18 protein-coding genes are annotated in these 17,244 nt (G+C 36.4%); 11 read left to right on the top strand and 7 right to left on the bottom strand.

Annotated features, from left to right (window positions below):
• Positions 1 to 42: 42 nt before the first annotated feature.
• Both ACFP65_RS00090 and ACFP65_RS00085 read right to left on the bottom strand, forming a co-directional pair.
• Positions 43 to 1,446 carry an aldehyde dehydrogenase family protein gene (locus ACFP65_RS00090; RefSeq protein ID WP_379914711.1) on the bottom strand — a complete coding sequence of 468 codons (1,404 nt, stop codon included), beginning with the start codon at positions 1,444 to 1,446 and terminating at the stop codon, positions 43 to 45.
• 163 nt (positions 1,447 to 1,609) lie between these two features.
• Positions 1,610 to 2,503, bottom strand: a complete 894-nt coding sequence (locus ACFP65_RS00085; RefSeq protein WP_379914709.1) for a glycine betaine ABC transporter substrate-binding protein — start codon at positions 2,501 to 2,503, stop codon at positions 1,610 to 1,612.
• A 262-nt stretch (positions 2,504 to 2,765) separates the two neighbouring features.
• Here ACFP65_RS00085 and ACFP65_RS00080 point away from each other — a divergent pair, with 262 nt between their 5' ends.
• The 3 genes from ACFP65_RS00080 to ACFP65_RS00070 all read left to right on the top strand — a co-directional run bounded on the left by ACFP65_RS00080 (position 2,766) and on the right by ACFP65_RS00070 (position 5,127).
• Positions 2,766 to 3,512 (top strand): alpha/beta fold hydrolase, encoded by a 747-nt coding sequence (locus tag ACFP65_RS00080; RefSeq protein ID WP_379914707.1) that lies wholly within the window; start codon positions 2,766 to 2,768, stop codon positions 3,510 to 3,512.
• A gap of 106 nt (positions 3,513 to 3,618) precedes the next feature.
• Positions 3,619 to 4,017 (top strand): hypothetical protein, encoded by a 399-nt coding sequence (locus ACFP65_RS00075; RefSeq protein WP_379914705.1) that lies wholly within the window; start codon positions 3,619 to 3,621, stop codon positions 4,015 to 4,017.
• Between the two features lie 114 nt (positions 4,018 to 4,131).
• A complete protein-coding gene (locus ACFP65_RS00070) occupies positions 4,132 to 5,127 on the top strand; it encodes an LLM class flavin-dependent oxidoreductase (RefSeq protein WP_379914703.1) in 996 nt (331 codons plus the stop codon).
• Positions 5,128 to 5,245: 118 nt separating this feature from the next.
• On the opposite strand, the gene ACFP65_RS00065 is transcribed toward ACFP65_RS00070, so the two are convergent.
• Both ACFP65_RS00065 and ACFP65_RS00060 read right to left on the bottom strand, forming a co-directional pair.
• A complete protein-coding gene (locus ACFP65_RS00065; RefSeq protein WP_379914701.1) occupies positions 5,246 to 6,190 on the bottom strand; it encodes a YsnF/AvaK domain-containing protein in 945 nt (314 codons plus the stop codon).
• Between the two features lie 140 nt (positions 6,191 to 6,330).
• Positions 6,331 to 6,963: a hypothetical protein gene (locus ACFP65_RS00060; RefSeq protein ID WP_379914700.1), complete on the bottom strand. Its 633-nt coding sequence runs from the start codon at positions 6,961 to 6,963 to the stop codon at positions 6,331 to 6,333.
• 484 nt (positions 6,964 to 7,447) lie between these two features.
• Between ACFP65_RS00060 and abc-f the strand changes: the two genes are divergently transcribed.
• From abc-f to ACFP65_RS00040, 4 genes are all read left to right on the top strand, one after another.
• Positions 7,448 to 8,932 (top strand): ribosomal protection-like ABC-F family protein, encoded by a 1,485-nt coding sequence (gene abc-f / locus ACFP65_RS00055; protein WP_379914698.1) that lies wholly within the window; start codon positions 7,448 to 7,450, stop codon positions 8,930 to 8,932.
• A 1-nt stretch (position 8,933) separates the two neighbouring features.
• Positions 8,934 to 9,068, top strand: coding sequence for a hypothetical protein (locus ACFP65_RS00050; RefSeq protein ID WP_379914696.1), 135 nt, complete (start codon positions 8,934 to 8,936; stop codon positions 9,066 to 9,068).
• Positions 9,069 to 9,275: 207 nt separating this feature from the next.
• A complete protein-coding gene (locus ACFP65_RS00045; protein ID WP_379914694.1) occupies positions 9,276 to 9,755 on the top strand; it encodes a DUF2975 domain-containing protein in 480 nt (159 codons plus the stop codon).
• 10 nt (positions 9,756 to 9,765) lie between these two features.
• Positions 9,766 to 9,981 carry a helix-turn-helix domain-containing protein gene (locus ACFP65_RS00040; protein ID WP_208559065.1) on the top strand — a complete coding sequence of 72 codons (216 nt, stop codon included), beginning with the start codon at positions 9,766 to 9,768 and terminating at the stop codon, positions 9,979 to 9,981.
• A gap of 164 nt (positions 9,982 to 10,145) precedes the next feature.
• On the opposite strand, the gene ACFP65_RS00035 is transcribed toward ACFP65_RS00040, so the two are convergent.
• The 3 genes from ACFP65_RS00035 to ACFP65_RS00025 all read right to left on the bottom strand — a co-directional run bounded on the left by ACFP65_RS00035 (position 10,146) and on the right by ACFP65_RS00025 (position 11,720).
• Positions 10,146 to 10,601, bottom strand: coding sequence for a hypothetical protein (locus ACFP65_RS00035; protein WP_379914692.1), 456 nt, complete (start codon positions 10,599 to 10,601; stop codon positions 10,146 to 10,148).
• 47 nt (positions 10,602 to 10,648) lie between these two features.
• On the bottom strand, positions 10,649 to 11,158 hold the full coding sequence (locus ACFP65_RS00030) for a hypothetical protein (RefSeq protein ID WP_379914690.1): 510 nt from the start codon (positions 11,156 to 11,158) through the stop codon (positions 10,649 to 10,651).
• 85 nt (positions 11,159 to 11,243) lie between these two features.
• The gene (locus ACFP65_RS00025; RefSeq protein WP_379914688.1) at positions 11,244 to 11,720 is read right to left on the bottom strand and encodes a hypothetical protein; all 477 of its coding nucleotides are present in this window, start codon (positions 11,718 to 11,720) and stop codon (positions 11,244 to 11,246) included.
• A gap of 198 nt (positions 11,721 to 11,918) precedes the next feature.
• Between ACFP65_RS00025 and ACFP65_RS00020 the strand changes: the two genes are divergently transcribed.
• The 4 genes from ACFP65_RS00020 (at position 11,919) to ACFP65_RS00005 (ending at position 17,144) form a co-directional block, all read left to right on the top strand.
• Positions 11,919 to 12,635 (top strand): LytR/AlgR family response regulator transcription factor, encoded by a 717-nt coding sequence (locus ACFP65_RS00020; RefSeq protein ID WP_379914687.1) that lies wholly within the window; start codon positions 11,919 to 11,921, stop codon positions 12,633 to 12,635.
• 4 nt (positions 12,636 to 12,639) lie between these two features.
• Complete coding sequence (locus tag ACFP65_RS00015; RefSeq protein WP_379914685.1) at positions 12,640 to 13,359, top strand: sensor histidine kinase; 720 nt, start codon at positions 12,640 to 12,642, stop codon at positions 13,357 to 13,359.
• 103 nt (positions 13,360 to 13,462) lie between these two features.
• The gene (locus ACFP65_RS00010; RefSeq protein WP_379914683.1) at positions 13,463 to 15,289 is read left to right on the top strand and encodes an ABC transporter ATP-binding protein; all 1,827 of its coding nucleotides are present in this window, start codon (positions 13,463 to 13,465) and stop codon (positions 15,287 to 15,289) included.
• Complete coding sequence (locus ACFP65_RS00005; protein ID WP_379914681.1) at positions 15,276 to 17,144, top strand: ABC transporter ATP-binding protein; 1,869 nt, start codon at positions 15,276 to 15,278, stop codon at positions 17,142 to 17,144. Before ACFP65_RS00010 ends, ACFP65_RS00005 begins: the two co-directional genes overlap by 14 nt.
• Positions 17,145 to 17,244 lie beyond the last annotated feature (100 nt).

The following is a 17,244-nucleotide window of genomic DNA, read 5'->3' as shown; positions in this document are numbered from 1 at the left end:
TGCATTTCACACAGCTCGGGTCCTTTTAAAATAAATCAGGTTTTATCTAAAAATTGCTTTAATTTCAAAGTAGTCTTCAACACCGTATAGGCCGTTTTCTCGACCGAAACCAGATTGCTTGTAACCACCAAATGGCGCTTTAGGTGAACGCGCTGCGTCGTTAATTGCGATATTACCAGTGCGCAATTGACGAGCGACTTTAACAGCTTCCTCTTCGGGTCCAACCACACCACCAGATAATCCGTAGATAGAATCGTTGGCAAGCTCAATCGCTTCTTCAACGGATTCATAAGTGATAACAACGAGTACGGGGCCAAAGATTTCTTCTTGAGCGATCGTCATATCGTTGGTTACATTGACAAAGACCGTTGGCTCAACATAATACCCTTTACGGTCTATTTTGTTTCCGCCAATTAAGACTTCTGCGCCTTCTTTTTTACCTTTTTCAATATAATCCAGTACGGTTTCCATTTGACCTTCTGAAACTAACGGCCCGACAAGGGTGTCTTCTTCTGTAGGGTCTCCAATTTTAATATCTTTGTAATAGTTTTTGATCACTTCTTTTGTACGTTCAAGTTCATCTTTGGGTACAAAAAATCGTGTCAATGCAGAACACGTTTGACCTTGGTTATGCAGTACAGTGTCCGCTGCATTTTTAACAGCCAGTTCCAGATCTCCGCCTTTAAGATAGACCATCGGGGATTTACCGCCTAATTCGAGTACCAATTTCTTGATAGTCGTTTTGGCTTTTTCGTACAAGCTCGATCCAACCTTAGTTGATCCAGTAAATGAGATGACAGATACATCTGGATGACCAGTAAGATAATCTCCTGTGTCGCTACCGGTCCCTGTTATTATGTTGAATACACCTTTAGGAAAACCGACTTCATGTGCGATTTCCGCCAAAAGCAATGCAGTGAATGGTGTCAAGTTCGCTGGCTTCACGACGACTGTATTTCCTGCAAGTAAAGCAGGGGTGATTTTTCTTTGAATTTGGTTTAATGGAAAATTCCAGGGTGTGATACAAGCTACAACACCAAAACCTTCTTTGATGACAGTCGCGTTGTCTACATTTTCTTCAAAATCATAATGTCTGATTTCTTCAATCGTTGCTTCCATCTCTTTGACCGCTAAGCCGACTTGAGTGTTATCAGCAAAAATATGAGAAGTACCCAGTTCCTTGATCATAATATCCATAAGATCTTCTTTACGTTCTTTTATACCATTTAACAATTTTTCTACATAATCTGCTCTAACTTCAGGATCCGTCTGATTCCATTCTTTGAACGCGAATTTAGCTGAAGTAACAGCCAAATTAACATCTTTTTGGTTAGCGTTAACGACTTTTCCAATCGTTTCTTCTGTTGTTGGGTTGATAACTTCTGTATAATCGGTTGATTGAGCTTTTTGCCAATCTCCATTATAGTAAAGTGTCTGTTCTTTCACTTAAAATCAGCTCCTTAATACTATTATGTAAAAATCTATCCTGAAAACCAACCCAAAGACCTTGTGAAATTAAATTGTGTACATGGATTTAAGACAGAACCTTAAAATGTCATACAAAAAAGGCCCAGTGAATTTGTTCACTAGACCTTTCAATTTAGTTAAATTATTGTTCCAGATAAGTGGGCAGATCTTCAATAGAATCGATTTCCATATAAGAAGGAACGATGTAGCCAACTTGAGTACCATGAAGATTAACACCCAAATCGTCCATTTGACCAGCATACTCTTTAATCAAAGGCGCTTGAGTCGTCGGTAACCAGACTGCAACAGTCGCATCCGTTTCACCAGCAGCGAGCGCTTTGAACATGATTGCTGGATCAACATTAGTCGTCGTAACCTTATAACCTAATTCTTCCAAAACAGCTTCGACAACATGACTGGAAGCACGCTCTGTATCCCAAGGGAAAGAGACAAGATCAAAAGACTCTCCATCTACATGGTCGATTCCTTCAGTCCAACTTTCCACCATATCTCGATTCTCTTCAATCCAAGTTTCAGATGCTTCTTCAAACTCAACATCGATTGCATCGACCATAACAGCCTGCATATCTTCAACGGTCCAGTTAAATTTTTCCAAAAACGCATAAGCTTCTGGTTTGTCTTCTTTTAAACCAAGGCGTGCCATTGTATGGATATCCTCGGCATCTCCTAATACATTTTTGGGATCTTCTAAAAACTTAATATCATAAGTCTCAAATATAAAATGTGGTGCCCATCCCGTAATAATTACAGGCTCCTTGCGTTTCGTAGCCTGATCGAGTGCAATGAGCATACCTGCAGTTGAGCTTTCATGAATTTCCCAGCCCTCTAAGTTGTCGTATGCTGCTAGTGCTTTTCGAGATGTTTCAGCGATACCGGATCCAGGTTCCATGCCAGTAATCGTAAAGTCCATTTGTTCTCCAAGATTCATTTCTTCTCGGGGTTTTCTATCTCCACAGGCAGCTATAAGTAAGGAAAGGGCCGTAAGAGAGAGAAACTTGAATGATGCTTTTTTCATCGTTTCCTCCAGTGAGTTGTGCTTCATTAAACCAAGGACGTTAAATCCTCAGGAAAGTCGCTTTTTTATCGTACATCTGATGAGTAGGTACACAGATTTTACTAGCCTATCATAAATGATTACCTACATCAAAACATATTCTATGGATTTCAGTCAGAGTGAGGAGTTTCTCATACAAGTATGAAAAAAACTAGGGATTTTAGAACGCTAAACTGTTCTAAGGCAATTGTTTACTGTATTCTTATAACCGAGGTGGAAGAATATGAAATTGATGATCAGAAAAAGACGTATCGGAAATATCCCAATACTTGAAGTGGTAGAAAGAGAAAAAAGAAACCAATTACGACCATTAATCATTTACTATCATGGATGGCAGTCATCTAAGGAACTGGTCCTAACACAAGGACGTAAATTAGCAGAAGCGGGGTTTAGAGTATTATTGCCTGATGCGGCCAATCATGGAGAGCGGAAACAGCCCATCATTCAAGTTCCTTCACTGACTTTCTGGCAAAGTATTCAAGCAAATCTTTTTGAATTTGGATCTCTGGTTAATCATTTCAAAAAACTAGGATTAGCAGATGATCGAATCGGGGTTGGTGGTGTTTCTATGGGGGGGATTACGACATGTGCATTAATGACGAATCACCCGGAGATCAAAACGGCTGCCTGCGTAATGGGGTCACCGAAACCGGTGTATTACCGTGAACGGATTTACGAACGAGCAACGGAATCGGGTAGATATGTACCTGAAGATTATAAAACTTTACTAGCATGGATTCCCTATTATGATTTGTCTTTGAGACCCGAAACGTTAGCCGGTAGACCCATGCTGTTCTGGCACGGGATAGAAGATAAGATTGTGCCTTATAGTGACGCAGCAGAATTTGTTGCTGAAAATCCAGATGCGAATCTAACGTTTGTAGATGAGGACGAAAAACATCTTGTCAAAGTACCCACAATGGAAATGATCACAGCCTACTTTGTAGATAAAATGAGTCCAGAACATTAAAAATACTTCACTAGGCTGTGGACTTGTAAAGAGTGTATGGCCTAGTTTAAGTGAGGAAAAGTTTATAGGCGAGTAATAGTTTAATATTAAAGTCAGGAGTCGTATTATGCGTTACTATTATGGAGTAGTCTTTTTTCAAACACTGATGATAGTTGTCTTTTTAAGAATAGGATATATGACAATACTAATGAGAAGGAAACTAATTTCAAGAAAGTGGTTGATCTTTCTTGGGGTATTGACGCCATTAGTACTTTTCCTGATTTTCAACTATACCCTTCCATTATACAAAGACATTCCAAATGCATTAAATAAAAAGACAAAAATTGTAGAAGGTACGATAGATACTGTCTACTTTCAAGGGGATACGTTTGGATTTTTAATAGAGGGTATTGAATACCAGAGGGATCCATGGGCATTAAAGCCAGAAGAGGGTGAGTATTACAGATTGTACTATTTGCCAGAAAGTAAATTTGTCATAGATCATGAACAGTTAGTGGCTGAATAACTATATTTTTTCTAACCGCTCGATTTGCTTACGGTGTTTTAATCCGTCCCCAATGAATGATTCTTCATTTGATGGTATACTAAAAGTAAGTAAAAAGAGAGGTTGTTTAAAAGAATGAGATTAAGTGTATTGGACCAGGCACCGATTACCGGTGGGAAAATGCCACAAAACGCGTTAGAGTATGCTGTTGAACTCGCACAAGTGGCGGAAGAACTAGGCTATGACCGTATGTGGCTTGCAGAACACCATGGAAGTGATGCATTTGCAAGTTCAGCACCAGAAATCATCACGGCTTACATCGCAGCGAAAACAAACCGTATCCGCTTAGGTACTGGTGGAACGATGATTATGCATTATTCACCTTTAAAGATGGCAGAAGTATTTAAAACCTTGAGCGCACTTGCACCAGGCAGAATTGATTTCGGTGTAGGCCGTGCACCAGGTGGAGATCAGCGATCCATTTACGCCTTATCTCAAGGAAATAATCCAGATTTTGATCATTTATATGAAAAACTGGATACGACGTTGACATTAATAAACGATGAAGTACCCGAAGAGTTATTATATAAACACACAATTGCGACTCCTCAAAAGGTTGTATTGCCAGAGTCATGGTTACTTGGATCTAGTGGGAACAGTGCGATTGAAGCAGGTCGTAGAGGTATGGGGTATTCATTTGCTCAATTCTTTATGCTTGGATCCATGCGTAAAGAAATCTTTGAGTTATACAGATATCATTTCAAACCTTCTGCTTTTATGGAAAAACCTGAAATCAATGTAGCCTATCTAGTGACGGTAGCTGAAACAAAAGAAGAAGCAGAATATCAGGCAAAACCTCAAGACATTGCGCGCATTCACTTAGCTCAAGGTAGAATGGAACAGTTAATGTCACCTGAAGAGGCGAAAAATTATCAATTGTCTGAAGAAGAAAAAGTTGGCATTCAAACGAATCGTCAGATTCATCTGGTCGGAACAGCAAAAGAAGTAGCAGATAAGTTACGTCAGGATGCAGAAGAATATGGATTCCAAGAAGCAATGATCTGCAGTATTGCACATTCTCAAGAACAAAGATTAAATGCGTACCGATTGTTAGCTAAGGAAATGCTTTAAAAGAATTAGAGTTAAAAAAGGAAGGAGACGGATTCAAGTCTCCTTCCTTTTTTCTGTTTTCAAAATATGTAAAAAAACTGAAGCAGTAAAAATACTGCTTCAGTCAAAATTAATTGTCTTATGGACGGTTGTTAAATCCGTCATTTTTTTCGCCTTCAACATCAACATTTCCATCTGTGTTGATATCGACATCTTCTTTACGAACAGTTTCAGATACTTGTTCGGTATCTTCTTTTGTTTCTTTATTGATGACGACTTCGTCTGTAACGACGGGACGTTTAGTGACTTCAATTTGTTCTTCAGTAACTGGAATTGAAACTTCTTCGTTATCATCTAAAGTGTTTTCTGCGGGTCTACCATCTGTGACAGCATGTTTTTCAACAGTAACTTCTTCATGTTTAACGGGAACTTCAATCGTTTTTGTATCTTCCGTTACGTTTTTCTGAACATGTACTTCGCCAGTTTGTACTTCGTTAGTATCAACATCCACTTGTTCTTCTTGAAGTTGAATTTTTTCTTTACTTGAGTCAGTATTTGTAGCATCCACTTCAGGTTCGCGATCTACTGAATTCAAAGCTGCTTCATTTGTTGTGTCAAGCGTTGGATCTACAGTAGGATCGACTGCTGGATCAGTTGTTGATCCAACAATAACATCTGTACTATCCATAGCTGGATCTACAGTAGTATCCCCAACTGGTTCAACAGAAGCATCGTCTGATACTCTATCCACATTTGGGTTTTCTTCTACTAAAATGACGATTCGACCATTATTGATCTCATCAGTGTAACGATTTAGAACATCATTTTCAGAGTCTGTCGTATTATTTGAGGAATCGTTTGCTTCACCGGTGAACATATCTTTTACTTTGTCCATGAAAGACTCATCTTCTGTATCACTTTTACCATATACTTTAGAATGGACATTTGTCGATAAGTTACTATTCGTAGTACCATTAGAAACTAAAGTGATATCACTGCTGTCATATCCTTGAGCAATCAGTGAATCTACTGCTGTATTTGCTTCTTCTGCTGTTACGTAAGTTCCTTGAACGTATTTGGTCATGATATGTTTCCTCCTATTAATTTTATATAAATGTATGATTAATTTGAGTACGCCATCAGTATATGAGTTAGGCTGAATAGATTCAAATAAAACGCTTGTAGCTTGATCTCTGTCATAAATTCTATGAAAATCGTTAGTGATTAGCGGCTAGAATGATTAGGATCCTCTACGGAAGAGTCTCCTGAAGCTTCACCTGGCTTAACAGATATATGATCTTGACTCGGATTTCCATGATCCGGACGAGTATCAGCTTTAGGGTTGCTGCTCGTTCCAGCGTTATGAGCGGGATCGGTTGGATCAATATCCGGATGATCCGCAGGTGTAATGGAATGGTTTGGAGAAGCGTGATCGTCTTCGTCTACCACAATATCAGCACCTTGGTTGACTGTATCTACAACTGGAGCATCTGATGGATTAGTTGTATTTATTTCATTAGAAGTTTCGTGAATTGCATTTTCATTCTCTTCTACTAATAAGATCAAGCGTCCATTATTGAGTTCTGTCTTATAATCACTTAGCAGTTTTTGATCAGCATCGGTTGTATGATTTTCGTCTGATTTAGAAAAAAGGTCTTTGATTTTATCCATCATGGATTCATCTTCCGAATCGTCTCCGTATACGCTAACAGGGATATCGGTATCTAACCCTTCTTTAGTGTCAGGACTAGCAACGATTGTCATATCCTTTTTATCGTATCCTTGTGTAAGCAAAGTGTCGACTGTTTTTTCTAATTCTTGTATGGTTAAATAACTTCCTTCGATAAAATGATTCATTTGTAATTCCTCCTATTGATACTTGCAATATTTGGTTATATGGCAAGTATAAGGAGCATAAAGATTTTATACAAATTATATGCCTTCCATTGAATGTTTGTTATTTTTATTACATTTTTGAGAAATTTAATAGAAATATTTTTAATATTACCTCAATATATAGTAGCCGCTGTATAGATAAAGAAGAGTATTGTTGAAAAGCGCTATCAAATTTGCTATCCTAAAAATAATGATAACGGGGAGGGAAGAAGAATGGCTTCGATAAGATTGCGCACTGTGGCTTTGAATCGTTAATTAAATAACAATTCAAGGTCCTGTTTTTTACGACAGATACAAGGGAGCAGTCTGCACATTTTTCTTCCATCTGGAAAATAGAGTTACTTTGAAGAGGTAGTGAGCTATCTCTTTTTTTGCGTACATTGATGTAAGGGGTTAGACCTCCCTCTGTAGTATAGAACACGACTTTAAAAAGGAGTGTTTATCTATGGAAAAATTAGTTTTAGAAATGAAAGATGTAATGAAAAGTTTCAACAGCAGAGAGGTGGTTTCGATTGATCACCTCACTGTATATGAGAATGAAAAAATTGGAATAATCGGAAAAAATGGTCAGGGAAAAAGTACTTTAGTGAAAATGATTGCTGGAGAAATAGATCAAGACAGTGGAAAAATCGAAAAATCGATTGAGTTCCAGTACTTTGCTCAAATAGAAAAAGGAACGAGAATCGATTTTGAAATGACGGATCCTGAGTTACTTGGTAAATTAAAGCTACCTACCCATTCCTTGGATTTTTACAGTGGAGGAGAAGTATCTCGTTTAAAGTTAGTAGACTTATTCTCTCATTACACTGGCGGACTCTTATTGGATGAACCGACGACTCATTTAGATACAGAAGGAAGAAGATTCTTGATAGAAGAACTTCAATACTTTTACGGAACAGCATTGATTGTTAGCCACGATAGAGCCTTTCTAGATGCTACGGTTACATCGGTATGGGAAGTAGAGTCCGGAAAAATTACGGTCTATAAAGGAAATTTTAGCCAATATGAAGTTCAAAAAGAAGCAGAATTAGATGAACAGAAACAAAAGTATAATCTTTACGTAAAAGAAAAAAATCGATTAGAGCGCACAGTAGATCAAAAACAAAGACAAGCAACCAAGCTGAACCAAGTTAGTAAGAAGCAGAAAAATAGACGAATCAAACCTAGTCGTCTGTCTTCCTCAAAACAAAAAGATACTGTTCAGAAATCAGCCCATAAAACGGTGAAAGCAATCAATAGTAGAATTGAAAGATTAGAAGATGTTGAGAAACCGAGTGCTTACCGAGCGTTGCAATTTCCAGTATCAGAAAATTTAAAAATGCATAATCGATTTCCAGTTAGAGGAGAAGCGGTGACGATAGTCAAAGGGGATCAGTTATTGCTAGATAAGATTGATTTTCAATTCCCTCTAGGCAAAAGAATTGGGATTACAGGAAATAATGGATCTGGAAAAACAAGTTTGATTCAGCATATCTTGGCGGATGATTCTGGAATTGTCATGTCTCCAAAAGCTAAAATATCTACGTACAATCAGATGGACTATTATCTTGAAAAACAGGAAACCCTTTTCCAGTATTTATCAAAAGATTCAGACTATCCAGAAGTGCTTGTAAGAGCTATCGCTCATAACTTGGGCTTTCTAGAGAATCAGTTGCACCAATCTGTTCAGTTGCTAAGTGGAGGAGAAGCCACAAAATTAGTTCTTGCCAAAATGTTTTCGATTTCTAGTAATGTTTTGATACTTGATGAACCAACGAATTTTATTGATCTTGAAACGATAGAAGCATTAGAGAAATTGATGATTGCTTATCCTGGAACGATTATCTTCACTAGTCATGATCAACGATTTATGGATTATATGGCCGATCAAATTTGGAAAATCGAAAACAGAAAATTGAATCTTGAAGTTGTAAATAAAAGGGGAGAGTAATTTGAAGACCATTATAACAATCCAACATACTGAATCTGTTCATCACACGAATGGAATGATTGGATCATGGACAGATTGGGACTTAACAGAAAAAAGGAAAAGTCGTCATCAACAAAATCAACGACGGAAGCTATAAAAAGAATTGAGCAAAAAGACAGAGAGTGAAGAATCCACTTTCTGTCTTTTTCGTATATTGTATGAATTGTAAAGTGTCCTCCTAGTAAACTTTTATCAGATTATTAAAAAAACATTTAAATTTGTCGATTATCGATAATTATCTGTTGTTATTCAGTTATATGAATGATATAGTTTTCAGTAAATCACTAAAGAAAGAAGATGAATCATGAAAATCAGGACGATCGTATTAAAAATTACGTTAGGGATTTTGGCTATAGGAACGATTGGATTTAACTTTCTAGTCTTGCCTTGGGTTACGAATTTACTTCAAATCACTCTGCCGCACATGACGATTTTACACCCATTAACACAAGGAGCTTTAATCATTACGGGTGTTTGCTTTTTGTTCATGCTAGCTCAGTCTTTCAAATTGATTGTACATATAGATGAGAACGAAGCCTTTTCCGTGAGTACTATTAGCTGCTTGAAGAATATAAGAAATGCGGCCTCTATTATGACAGGAATCTATTTACTACTACTGCCAATCGTGTATTTAGTAGCGGATCGAGACGATGCACCAGGCCTCATTCTGGTAGGACTGTTCTTTTTATTTTTTTCTGCGGTTATAGTAGCCTTTGCGGATGTCTTAAATATTCTATTTTCGAATGCAAGAGCGTACAAATTAGAAAATGACTTAACGATATGAGGGGAATATAATGGGAATTATCGTAAACTTAGATGTAGTATTAGCAAAAAGAAAAATGTCCGTTACAGAGCTTTCAGAAAAAGTGGGCATCACCATGGCGAATATCTCGAATTTAAAAAATGGGAAAGCAAAAGCTATCCGTTTTTCTACTCTGGAAAAACTCTGTGAAGTACTAGAATGCCAGCCAGGAGATATACTTGAATACGGACTGACGAGTATTAAGTGAAGCAGAAGTAATGGGATTTCATGTCTTGGACTAAGACAAAGTCTGTAATAAAATTTAGTGGATACGATATATGAATAGTATAGAGAATCTGGAAGGATACGAGAAAAAAAGAACGTACACGCAAGTTCACTGGGAACTGTGTGTACGTTCTTTTAAATAAGCAATTAAAGTCCGTTAGTCAGATCGTGGTCTTCGTCAATGGGAACACTTCCGGGAGCATCATCATCATCTCCAACTGGAACATCACCTGGTGTAGGATTGTCACGCATCGTGTCTGAGTTTGTGCCAGTAGTCAAATTGGAATTTGGGTTAGGATCTTCTGCCGGGCTGTCTGCCTCATCGTTTGTAGCGCCAGTTTTCTGATCGTTATCAATACTTGGATCCTCTTTTACTAACGCAACAAGATGACCCTGTTCAATGTCTTCCTTGTATGAAGCTAAAGATTCGTGAGATATGTCTGTTGAAATATTGATGTCCAAATCTGAAGAAAGTTCCGAATGTTTGGATTCACTCGTTACAAAAGTGATATCCTCTCTTGAATAACCACGAGTCACCATGGCGTTTGTAGCTTGAACCGCTTCTTTTATAGAGGCGTAACTGCCTTCTACAAAATGAGTCATAATATAGTCCTCCTAAAATTTACATTTGCTTCTAATATTAAGGTTTATTAAGGTCGATGAAATAAATCGCTATTATCAATATGAATATCCTGATCTTGATCTTTCTTGAATCCGTCAGTTGTTTGAGGGATAGGGTTAATATCCGGATCTTCTATTGAGCTGTGGTTATCATACCCGTTCGTTGGATCTGTTGTAGGGTCTCGGTCTACATCAGAATTGAATTCTGCCAAAACGATAGTATTGCCTTGTTCAATGTCTGTTTCGTGGTCTGCTAACAAATCAGCCACTTTTTTTCCTTCTGAATGATTGTGATCAGAATGAGGTGTTAAGGTATCTTTGATCTTGTCCATCGTTGACTGCTCTGTATCATTCTCGCCTTGCCTTAGCAAGTCTATGGTCGTCACTTTGACTTCTGTTTTTGAAGAAAGCTCTTCTTTTTTGGAATCATGGGTGACAAGTAATAAATCTTCCTTTGCATAGCCTTGAGTATAAAGCGCATTTACCGCATGAACGGCTTCATCGATTGTTGCATAACTACCATCAATAAATTTATCCATTGAACAAGGGTCCCCCTTTGTAATAAGAAACAAAGATTTAAAATTATTGTTTAGTCAATCGTTAGTCTTCTTAAGGCTACCTAGATTATTGTAGAGGTCTACCGGCACCGATATCATGATCATCGATTTTGACGGTATCGCTTGAAGAATCTTGATCCTTTTCTGTTGAAACGTGTTCTGAGTCACCATTACCGATATCATCAGTTGAAGAAGCTGTAGAATCCAGATCAGGATTTGGTGCATTGTCTTTAACTGAGCGATTCGGTTCATCAGTATGATCACCAGCGACTAAGTCATCATTAATACTTGAATCTTTTTCATAAAGTAAAACCAGTTGTCCTGAATCAATTTTATCTTTGTGATTACTTAATAGCTCTTTGTAAGAAGTAGATTCGTAATCCTCAACATTTACCGCAACTTCTTCTGCATGATCTTCTTTGAGTGTAGAAGTGTTACCAACCAACACCATATCTTCTTTTGAATACCCATCTGTGACGAGTCCGTTGATTGCTATGATTGCTTCTTTCATCGATGAATAAGTTCCGTCTATATATTTACTCATAAAACATTCCTCCTTAAAGCTATATATGCTTCTCTAAATTCCAGTATATAAACCATAAAAGGGATTTACAATTCATATGCCCTCGATAAAGTGTTGGAATGACCATATTTTATTAGTCTTTGAATTGTGTAAAATAAACACACCCAAAATGTAGCAAAGCAAATGTTCTATACGTTATACTGACATAGAGGTGAAAAAATGAACTGGACAATTGCGCTCGTAGATGACGAAAAAATTCAGCAAGATTTAATTAAAAAATTATTAAAAGAGTACGAAGCCATGCACTCTATACAATTAAATATTTTCACTTTTGAATCGGCAGAAGCTTTTTTGTTTCACTTCGAAGAAGACAAATCAGTGGAATTATTGATTTTAGATATTGAAATGGGCAAAATGAATGGAATGGAATTAGCACACTATTTAAGAAAGCAGCGTCATGATCTTAAAATTCTGTTTGTTACGGGATACTCCAAATATTCATTGGATGGATATAAGGTGGATGCTGTAGATTATTTATTGAAACCAATGGATAGAGAAAAACTATTTCAAGTGCTTGATCGGATAAGAGCGCTACGACCTAGAAAAAATGAGTATTTAATTCTTGAGACGACGGATGGCTCTGCTCGAATCAATCAGCGAGATTTGATTAGTCTGGAAGCGTTAGGACATGAAACGATTATCCAAACTGTAGAGGAACCGATTGAAATCAAACAAGGATTAGGTACGATTCAAGCAGAGCTTCCAGAAAATATTTTTGTAAAGCCTCATCGTTCTTATCTAATCAATATAGAACATGTGAATAAAATCAGTAAAACAGAAGTCTATTTGACAAATGGCGTGACGGTTCCTGTCTCTAGACGACTATATAAGAAAGTAAATGAATCATTCATCCGATACTTCAGAGGAAGTGAGTAGTGAAATGTGGTATTACATAATGGGTAGTATAATACTACTGACCGTAATCATTTATAGTCTTCGTTATTTTGTACGAAACTATTACGAAAAGAAAATTGTTGAAACGAACGCAGCTATCATTCATTCGCACGTCGAAGAGGTTGAAAGTATTTATAAACAAATGCGAGGCTGGCGACATGACTACAAAAATCATATTCAGGCAATGAAAGCTTATCTTGAAATGGACCAAATTAATCAAATAAAAGAATACTTAAATGAATTAGATGAAGACCTAATGTCGGTCGATACTTTAATCAAGTCTGGAAATGTCACTGTTGATGCTGTCTTGAACAGTAAACTAACACTTGCGCAATCCAGAGAAATTGTATTGAATGCGAAAGCACAAGTGCCTAAATCAATTCAAATACTAGATGTCGATCTGGGGGTTATTTTAGGAAATTTACTGAACAACGCTATAGAAGGATGTCTGACAGTTGATAATCCTCAAGACCGATTTATCCGAGTATACATTCAAGTCATGAAAGAACAATTATATATCAGTGTGACCAATTCGATGAACAGACAAGTCAGGAAAATTGGCAAACAGTATATTACAACGAAATCCGGTAAAGATCACGGATTTGGATTACTTAGAATTGATAATACAGTCGAAAAATACGGTGGATATATTAACCGTCAGTCAGAAGAAGGCGTGTTTGCAACGGAAGTGATGCTTCCGTTGTAAACACTTCTTTTTTATAAAACCACTCATGAGAAAAAATGAACCACTCGTGAAAGAAATAACCAGACGCGATTTTTTTCAGTAAGATGAAATAGAGGTGAAGGATATGACAGAAAATAACAGCAAACAGTCGACTGTTCAAAATATTGGATACTTACTTAAGCGCATAGCGAGCTACGATAAAAAACTGATTGTGTACATGATTGTTGCAGGTATCGCAGAAATGATCTTACCCTTAGCGACATTAGGACTGACGGCAGTTTTGCTAGATACCTTTAGTCGAGGGGAAAGTTTAACTTATTTTTTTGTCAGATTTTCAGGAGTATTACTGATTGTTTTAGGAAGTACGCTTTTATCAAAGTGCTTGATCAATTTATTGAGTAATAAAGGAAATAGTTTTAGAGTTTCTTTGTTTATGGATTTAGGGAATAAGATTACTCAGGTAGATTATAGTATGTTTGATGGAAGCAAAGGACAGGAAATAATAAACAAAGCACTAGATTCTGTTAATAATGCGTACAGTGGGATACAACAATTCTTTATGACAGGAGAAAATTTTGTTAAAAGTACATTGGGCGTCATCCTTTACGGAATGATTCTAGGACAAATTCACGTCCTATTTGTAATAGTCATTCTCGTTTCATCTACGTTAAATTTTTTGTACGGATTATACATAAATAAACGAGAAGATCAGAATAAAAAAGAGATTGCCCCGTTAAATCAGAAGTTACGTTATTTTAATGATAAGTCCGCTGAATTCAAGTCAACAAAAGATATGCGTTTATACAAGATGAGTCATTGGTTCGGTTCAGTATTTGAAGAAGTTATTCAACAAAAACAAATAAATTTATTCAAGTTAGATAAAATCAAATTTGGAGGAAATTTATTGAGCGCTATAGGTCGTTTAGTTATTGATTTAACAGCTTACCTATATCTCATCAACTTACTTACATTGGGACAAATCAGTATTGCTGAATTTACTATTTACTTAGGATCTGTCGCAACATTATCCCAGTGGATAAATGGCTTATTTCAAAGTGCTGTTGAGTTTAATAAAATCGGATTATCTGTAAATGATTTTGAAGCATTTATGAATATCGAAAGCGGAACGAATCAGCAAAAAGGATTCAATGTTGAAAGCCAGTTTGGCAAACAATTATCAATAGAATTCAAAAATGTCTTTTATCGGTATCCAGAAGCAAACGAAGATATCTTTCAACAATTCAACTTAAAGATTGCTCCCGGGGAAAAAGTTGCATTAGTGGGTGTCAATGGAGCTGGGAAGACAACCCTTATTAAATTATTGAGTGGTTTATATCTACCTACTCAGGGTAGTATATCTATTAATGGTCATGATATGAGTGATTACAATATCAATGATTACTATCGTTTGTTCTCAGTTGTATTTCAAGATTATTTTGAATTGCCTATTACAATCGAAGAAACAGTATTTCAAAACCAAGAAAAAGATTTTGAAAAGTTAGAGAAAGTCATGAAATGGAGCGGACTAAACGATGTTGTCCAGTCTTTGCCGAACAAGGAACAGTCAAAACTCGTTAAGAGAATACATGAAGATGCAGTCGATCTTTCAGGTGGGCAGAAGCAGAAGTTACAATTAGCAAAGGCACTATACAAAGATGGTCCTATACTGATTTTAGATGAGCCGACAGCAGCCTTAGATCCAATAGCAGAAAATGAAATCTATCAACAATACGAAAGACTGTCAAGAAACAAAACCTCTATTTTTATCTCGCACCGTCTATCTTCAACGCGTTTCTGTGACCGTATTTTATTCATGGAAGATGGAAAAATTGTTGAGGAAGGATCTCACAGCCAATTAATGAGCAAGCAGGGTAAGTACTTTGAGATGTTCGAAACCCAGAGTTACTATTACAAAAAGAAGGTTGGTGAAGTTAATCATGAAGCAGTATAGGAAACGTTTGAATATGTTGATTCAAGGTTTCAAGGAGGTTTATGCGATTGATGCTAGAATACTTTATGTTTTATTGATTGATGGGTTGGTCAATGCAATTTTTCCGTTTATTTCTTTGTTGTTCACTTCTATGATATTGAATCAACTAATTGTTGAAGCTTCTTTTGATAAATTGATACCAATTATAAGTATGGCGTTAGGTACTGGATTTTTGACTACATTAATTTCGAATGGTCTGAGACATTATAGAGAAACGATTCGTGCGATTGCTTTGGATAAGAAAAATGTACGCCTTAACAAAGAAAGCATGTTTATGGATTATGAATATATAGAAAATCAAAAAGTTCATGAGTTGCGTAGTCACTTAGAAATAGCAGAATTGACAGGTGGGAGAGGACTGTATGCCTTGTTTTTTATCGAAGGTTTAATTAAACAGTTCGTAACCTTGATTATATCAATTGTATTGATCTCAAATTTATTTTTAAGTAGAGTAGCTAATCAAAGTCCTTTTAAATTTATTGATCATCCTTTAATTGTAGTTCTTTTCATAGCGACGTTTATACTTTATTTCAAATATAGTTCCATACTATATCAAAAAGTTATGATAATCTTGTCCAAAGTTATGCAAGAAGGAGAAAAAGGGAATAATATATTTGGATTTGTTTTAGGACAACTCTTTAATTATCAGTCGGGAAAAGAAATCAGAGTATATCACCAACAAGCTCTTTATAAAAAAGTTTTTATGGATATGGGTGCTACCGCAAATAAGGCGAGTAGGTCAATGGAAAAAAGTGAAAATAAAAATACTTTGATCTTACAGTCACTTATCCACGTGTTACTAGGAATTGGATTTCTTTTTGTAGCTTTAAAAATGCTAGGAGGAGCTATTGATCCTGGTGAAATTGTAATTTACACAGGAGCCTTTTCAAACTTCATTATGGGCTTTTCAGAATTTTCTTCTAATTTTTCTAGAATTTTAGGAAATAGTGAATTGCTAGAAAAGTATTTTGAATTTATGAATCTTAAAGATGTTAAACCAGTCGGAACATTACCTGTCGAAAAAAGAGTGGACAATGAATATGAACTGGAAGTAAAGGACGTTTCTTTTAAATATCCAGGAACGGATGAGTATGCACTAAAAAACGTGAACCTGAAGTTATCCATTGGAAAGAAAGTCGCGATTGTTGGAATGAATGGTAGTGGTAAAACGACCTTAATCAAATTGCTTTCTAGACTATATGACCCTACAGAAGGTGAGATACTATTAAATGGTATCGATATTAAAAAATATGATTATAATGAATACTTGAATCTTTTTTCAGTTGTCTTTCAAGATTTTTCTCTTTTCTCTTTCGACCTTGCTCAGAATGTTGCGGCGAGTACAGACTACGATGAAAAGAATATACATGTCGCGCTTAAACAGGCAGGTTTCTCTGAGCGGTATGATAAATTTAAGAATGGACTGAAAACTTCCTTATATCAAGATTTCGATAAAGATGGAGTAGAAATTTCAGGTGGAGAAGCACAGAAAATCGCAATGGCAAGAGCTCTATATAAAGATTCACCTATTATCATCCTTGATGAACCAACAGCAGCACTAGATCCGATTTCTGAGTTCAAGATATATGCTAACTTTAATGAAATCGTCGGAAATAAAACAGCTATCTATATTTCTCATAGACTCTCTAGTTGTCGTTTCTGCGATGAGATTATTGTATTTGATAAAGGGAAAATGATTCAAAGAGGTGGACACGACCACCTTATAAAAGATTTAAATGGAAAATACTACGAGCTCTGGAACGCTCAAGCACAATATTATGCTGAAGAAGAAGTTGAAGAATGGATACTAACTTAAAAAAGAGGCTGGGACAAAAGTCCCTTAAAATATTCAAATACAAATAAACCCTGTAAGAATTGTGCTTTTTTACAATCCTTATAGGGTTTATTCTTGTTTA

Origin of the sequence: Marinilactibacillus sp. GCM10026970, from assembly GCF_042660675.1 — a bacterium.
Taxonomy (GTDB): domain Bacteria; phylum Bacillota; class Bacilli; order Lactobacillales; family Carnobacteriaceae_A; genus Marinilactibacillus.
This window is presented reverse-complemented; position numbering and strand designations above follow the sequence as displayed.

What these genes read in the sequence shown, in the direction of transcription:
- ACFP65_RS00065 (WP_379914701.1), bottom strand. Translation starts at nt 6,190, where the DNA reads ATGACCAAATACGTTCAAGGAACTTACGTAACAGCAGAAGAAGCAAAT.
- ACFP65_RS00030 (WP_379914690.1), bottom strand. Translation starts at nt 11,158, where the DNA reads ATGGATAAATTTATTGATGGTAGTTATGCAACAATCGATGAAGCCGTT.
- ACFP65_RS00080 (WP_379914707.1), top strand. Translation starts at nt 2,766, where the DNA reads ATGAAATTGATGATCAGAAAAAGACGTATCGGAAATATCCCAATACTT.
- abc-f (WP_379914698.1), top strand. Translation starts at nt 7,448, where the DNA reads ATGGAAAAATTAGTTTTAGAAATGAAAGATGTAATGAAAAGTTTCAAC.
- ACFP65_RS00060 (WP_379914700.1), bottom strand. Translation starts at nt 6,963, where the DNA reads ATGAATCATTTTATCGAAGGAAGTTATTTAACCATACAAGAATTAGAA.
- ACFP65_RS00040 (WP_208559065.1), top strand. Translation starts at nt 9,766, where the DNA reads ATGGGAATTATCGTAAACTTAGATGTAGTATTAGCAAAAAGAAAAATG.
- ACFP65_RS00085 (WP_379914709.1), bottom strand. Translation starts at nt 2,503, where the DNA reads ATGAAAAAAGCATCATTCAAGTTTCTCTCTCTTACGGCCCTTTCCTTA.
- ACFP65_RS00035 (WP_379914692.1), bottom strand. Translation starts at nt 10,601, where the DNA reads ATGACTCATTTTGTAGAAGGCAGTTACGCCTCTATAAAAGAAGCGGTT.
- ACFP65_RS00020 (WP_379914687.1), top strand. Translation starts at nt 11,919, where the DNA reads ATGAACTGGACAATTGCGCTCGTAGATGACGAAAAAATTCAGCAAGAT.
- ACFP65_RS00005 (WP_379914681.1), top strand. Translation starts at nt 15,276, where the DNA reads ATGAAGCAGTATAGGAAACGTTTGAATATGTTGATTCAAGGTTTCAAG.
- ACFP65_RS00025 (WP_379914688.1), bottom strand. Translation starts at nt 11,720, where the DNA reads ATGAGTAAATATATAGACGGAACTTATTCATCGATGAAAGAAGCAATC.
- ACFP65_RS00075 (WP_379914705.1), top strand. Translation starts at nt 3,619, where the DNA reads ATGCGTTACTATTATGGAGTAGTCTTTTTTCAAACACTGATGATAGTT.
- ACFP65_RS00070 (WP_379914703.1), top strand. Translation starts at nt 4,132, where the DNA reads ATGAGATTAAGTGTATTGGACCAGGCACCGATTACCGGTGGGAAAATG.
- ACFP65_RS00015 (WP_379914685.1), top strand. Translation starts at nt 12,640, where the DNA reads ATGTGGTATTACATAATGGGTAGTATAATACTACTGACCGTAATCATT.
- ACFP65_RS00010 (WP_379914683.1), top strand. Translation starts at nt 13,463, where the DNA reads ATGACAGAAAATAACAGCAAACAGTCGACTGTTCAAAATATTGGATAC.
- ACFP65_RS00045 (WP_379914694.1), top strand. Translation starts at nt 9,276, where the DNA reads ATGAAAATCAGGACGATCGTATTAAAAATTACGTTAGGGATTTTGGCT.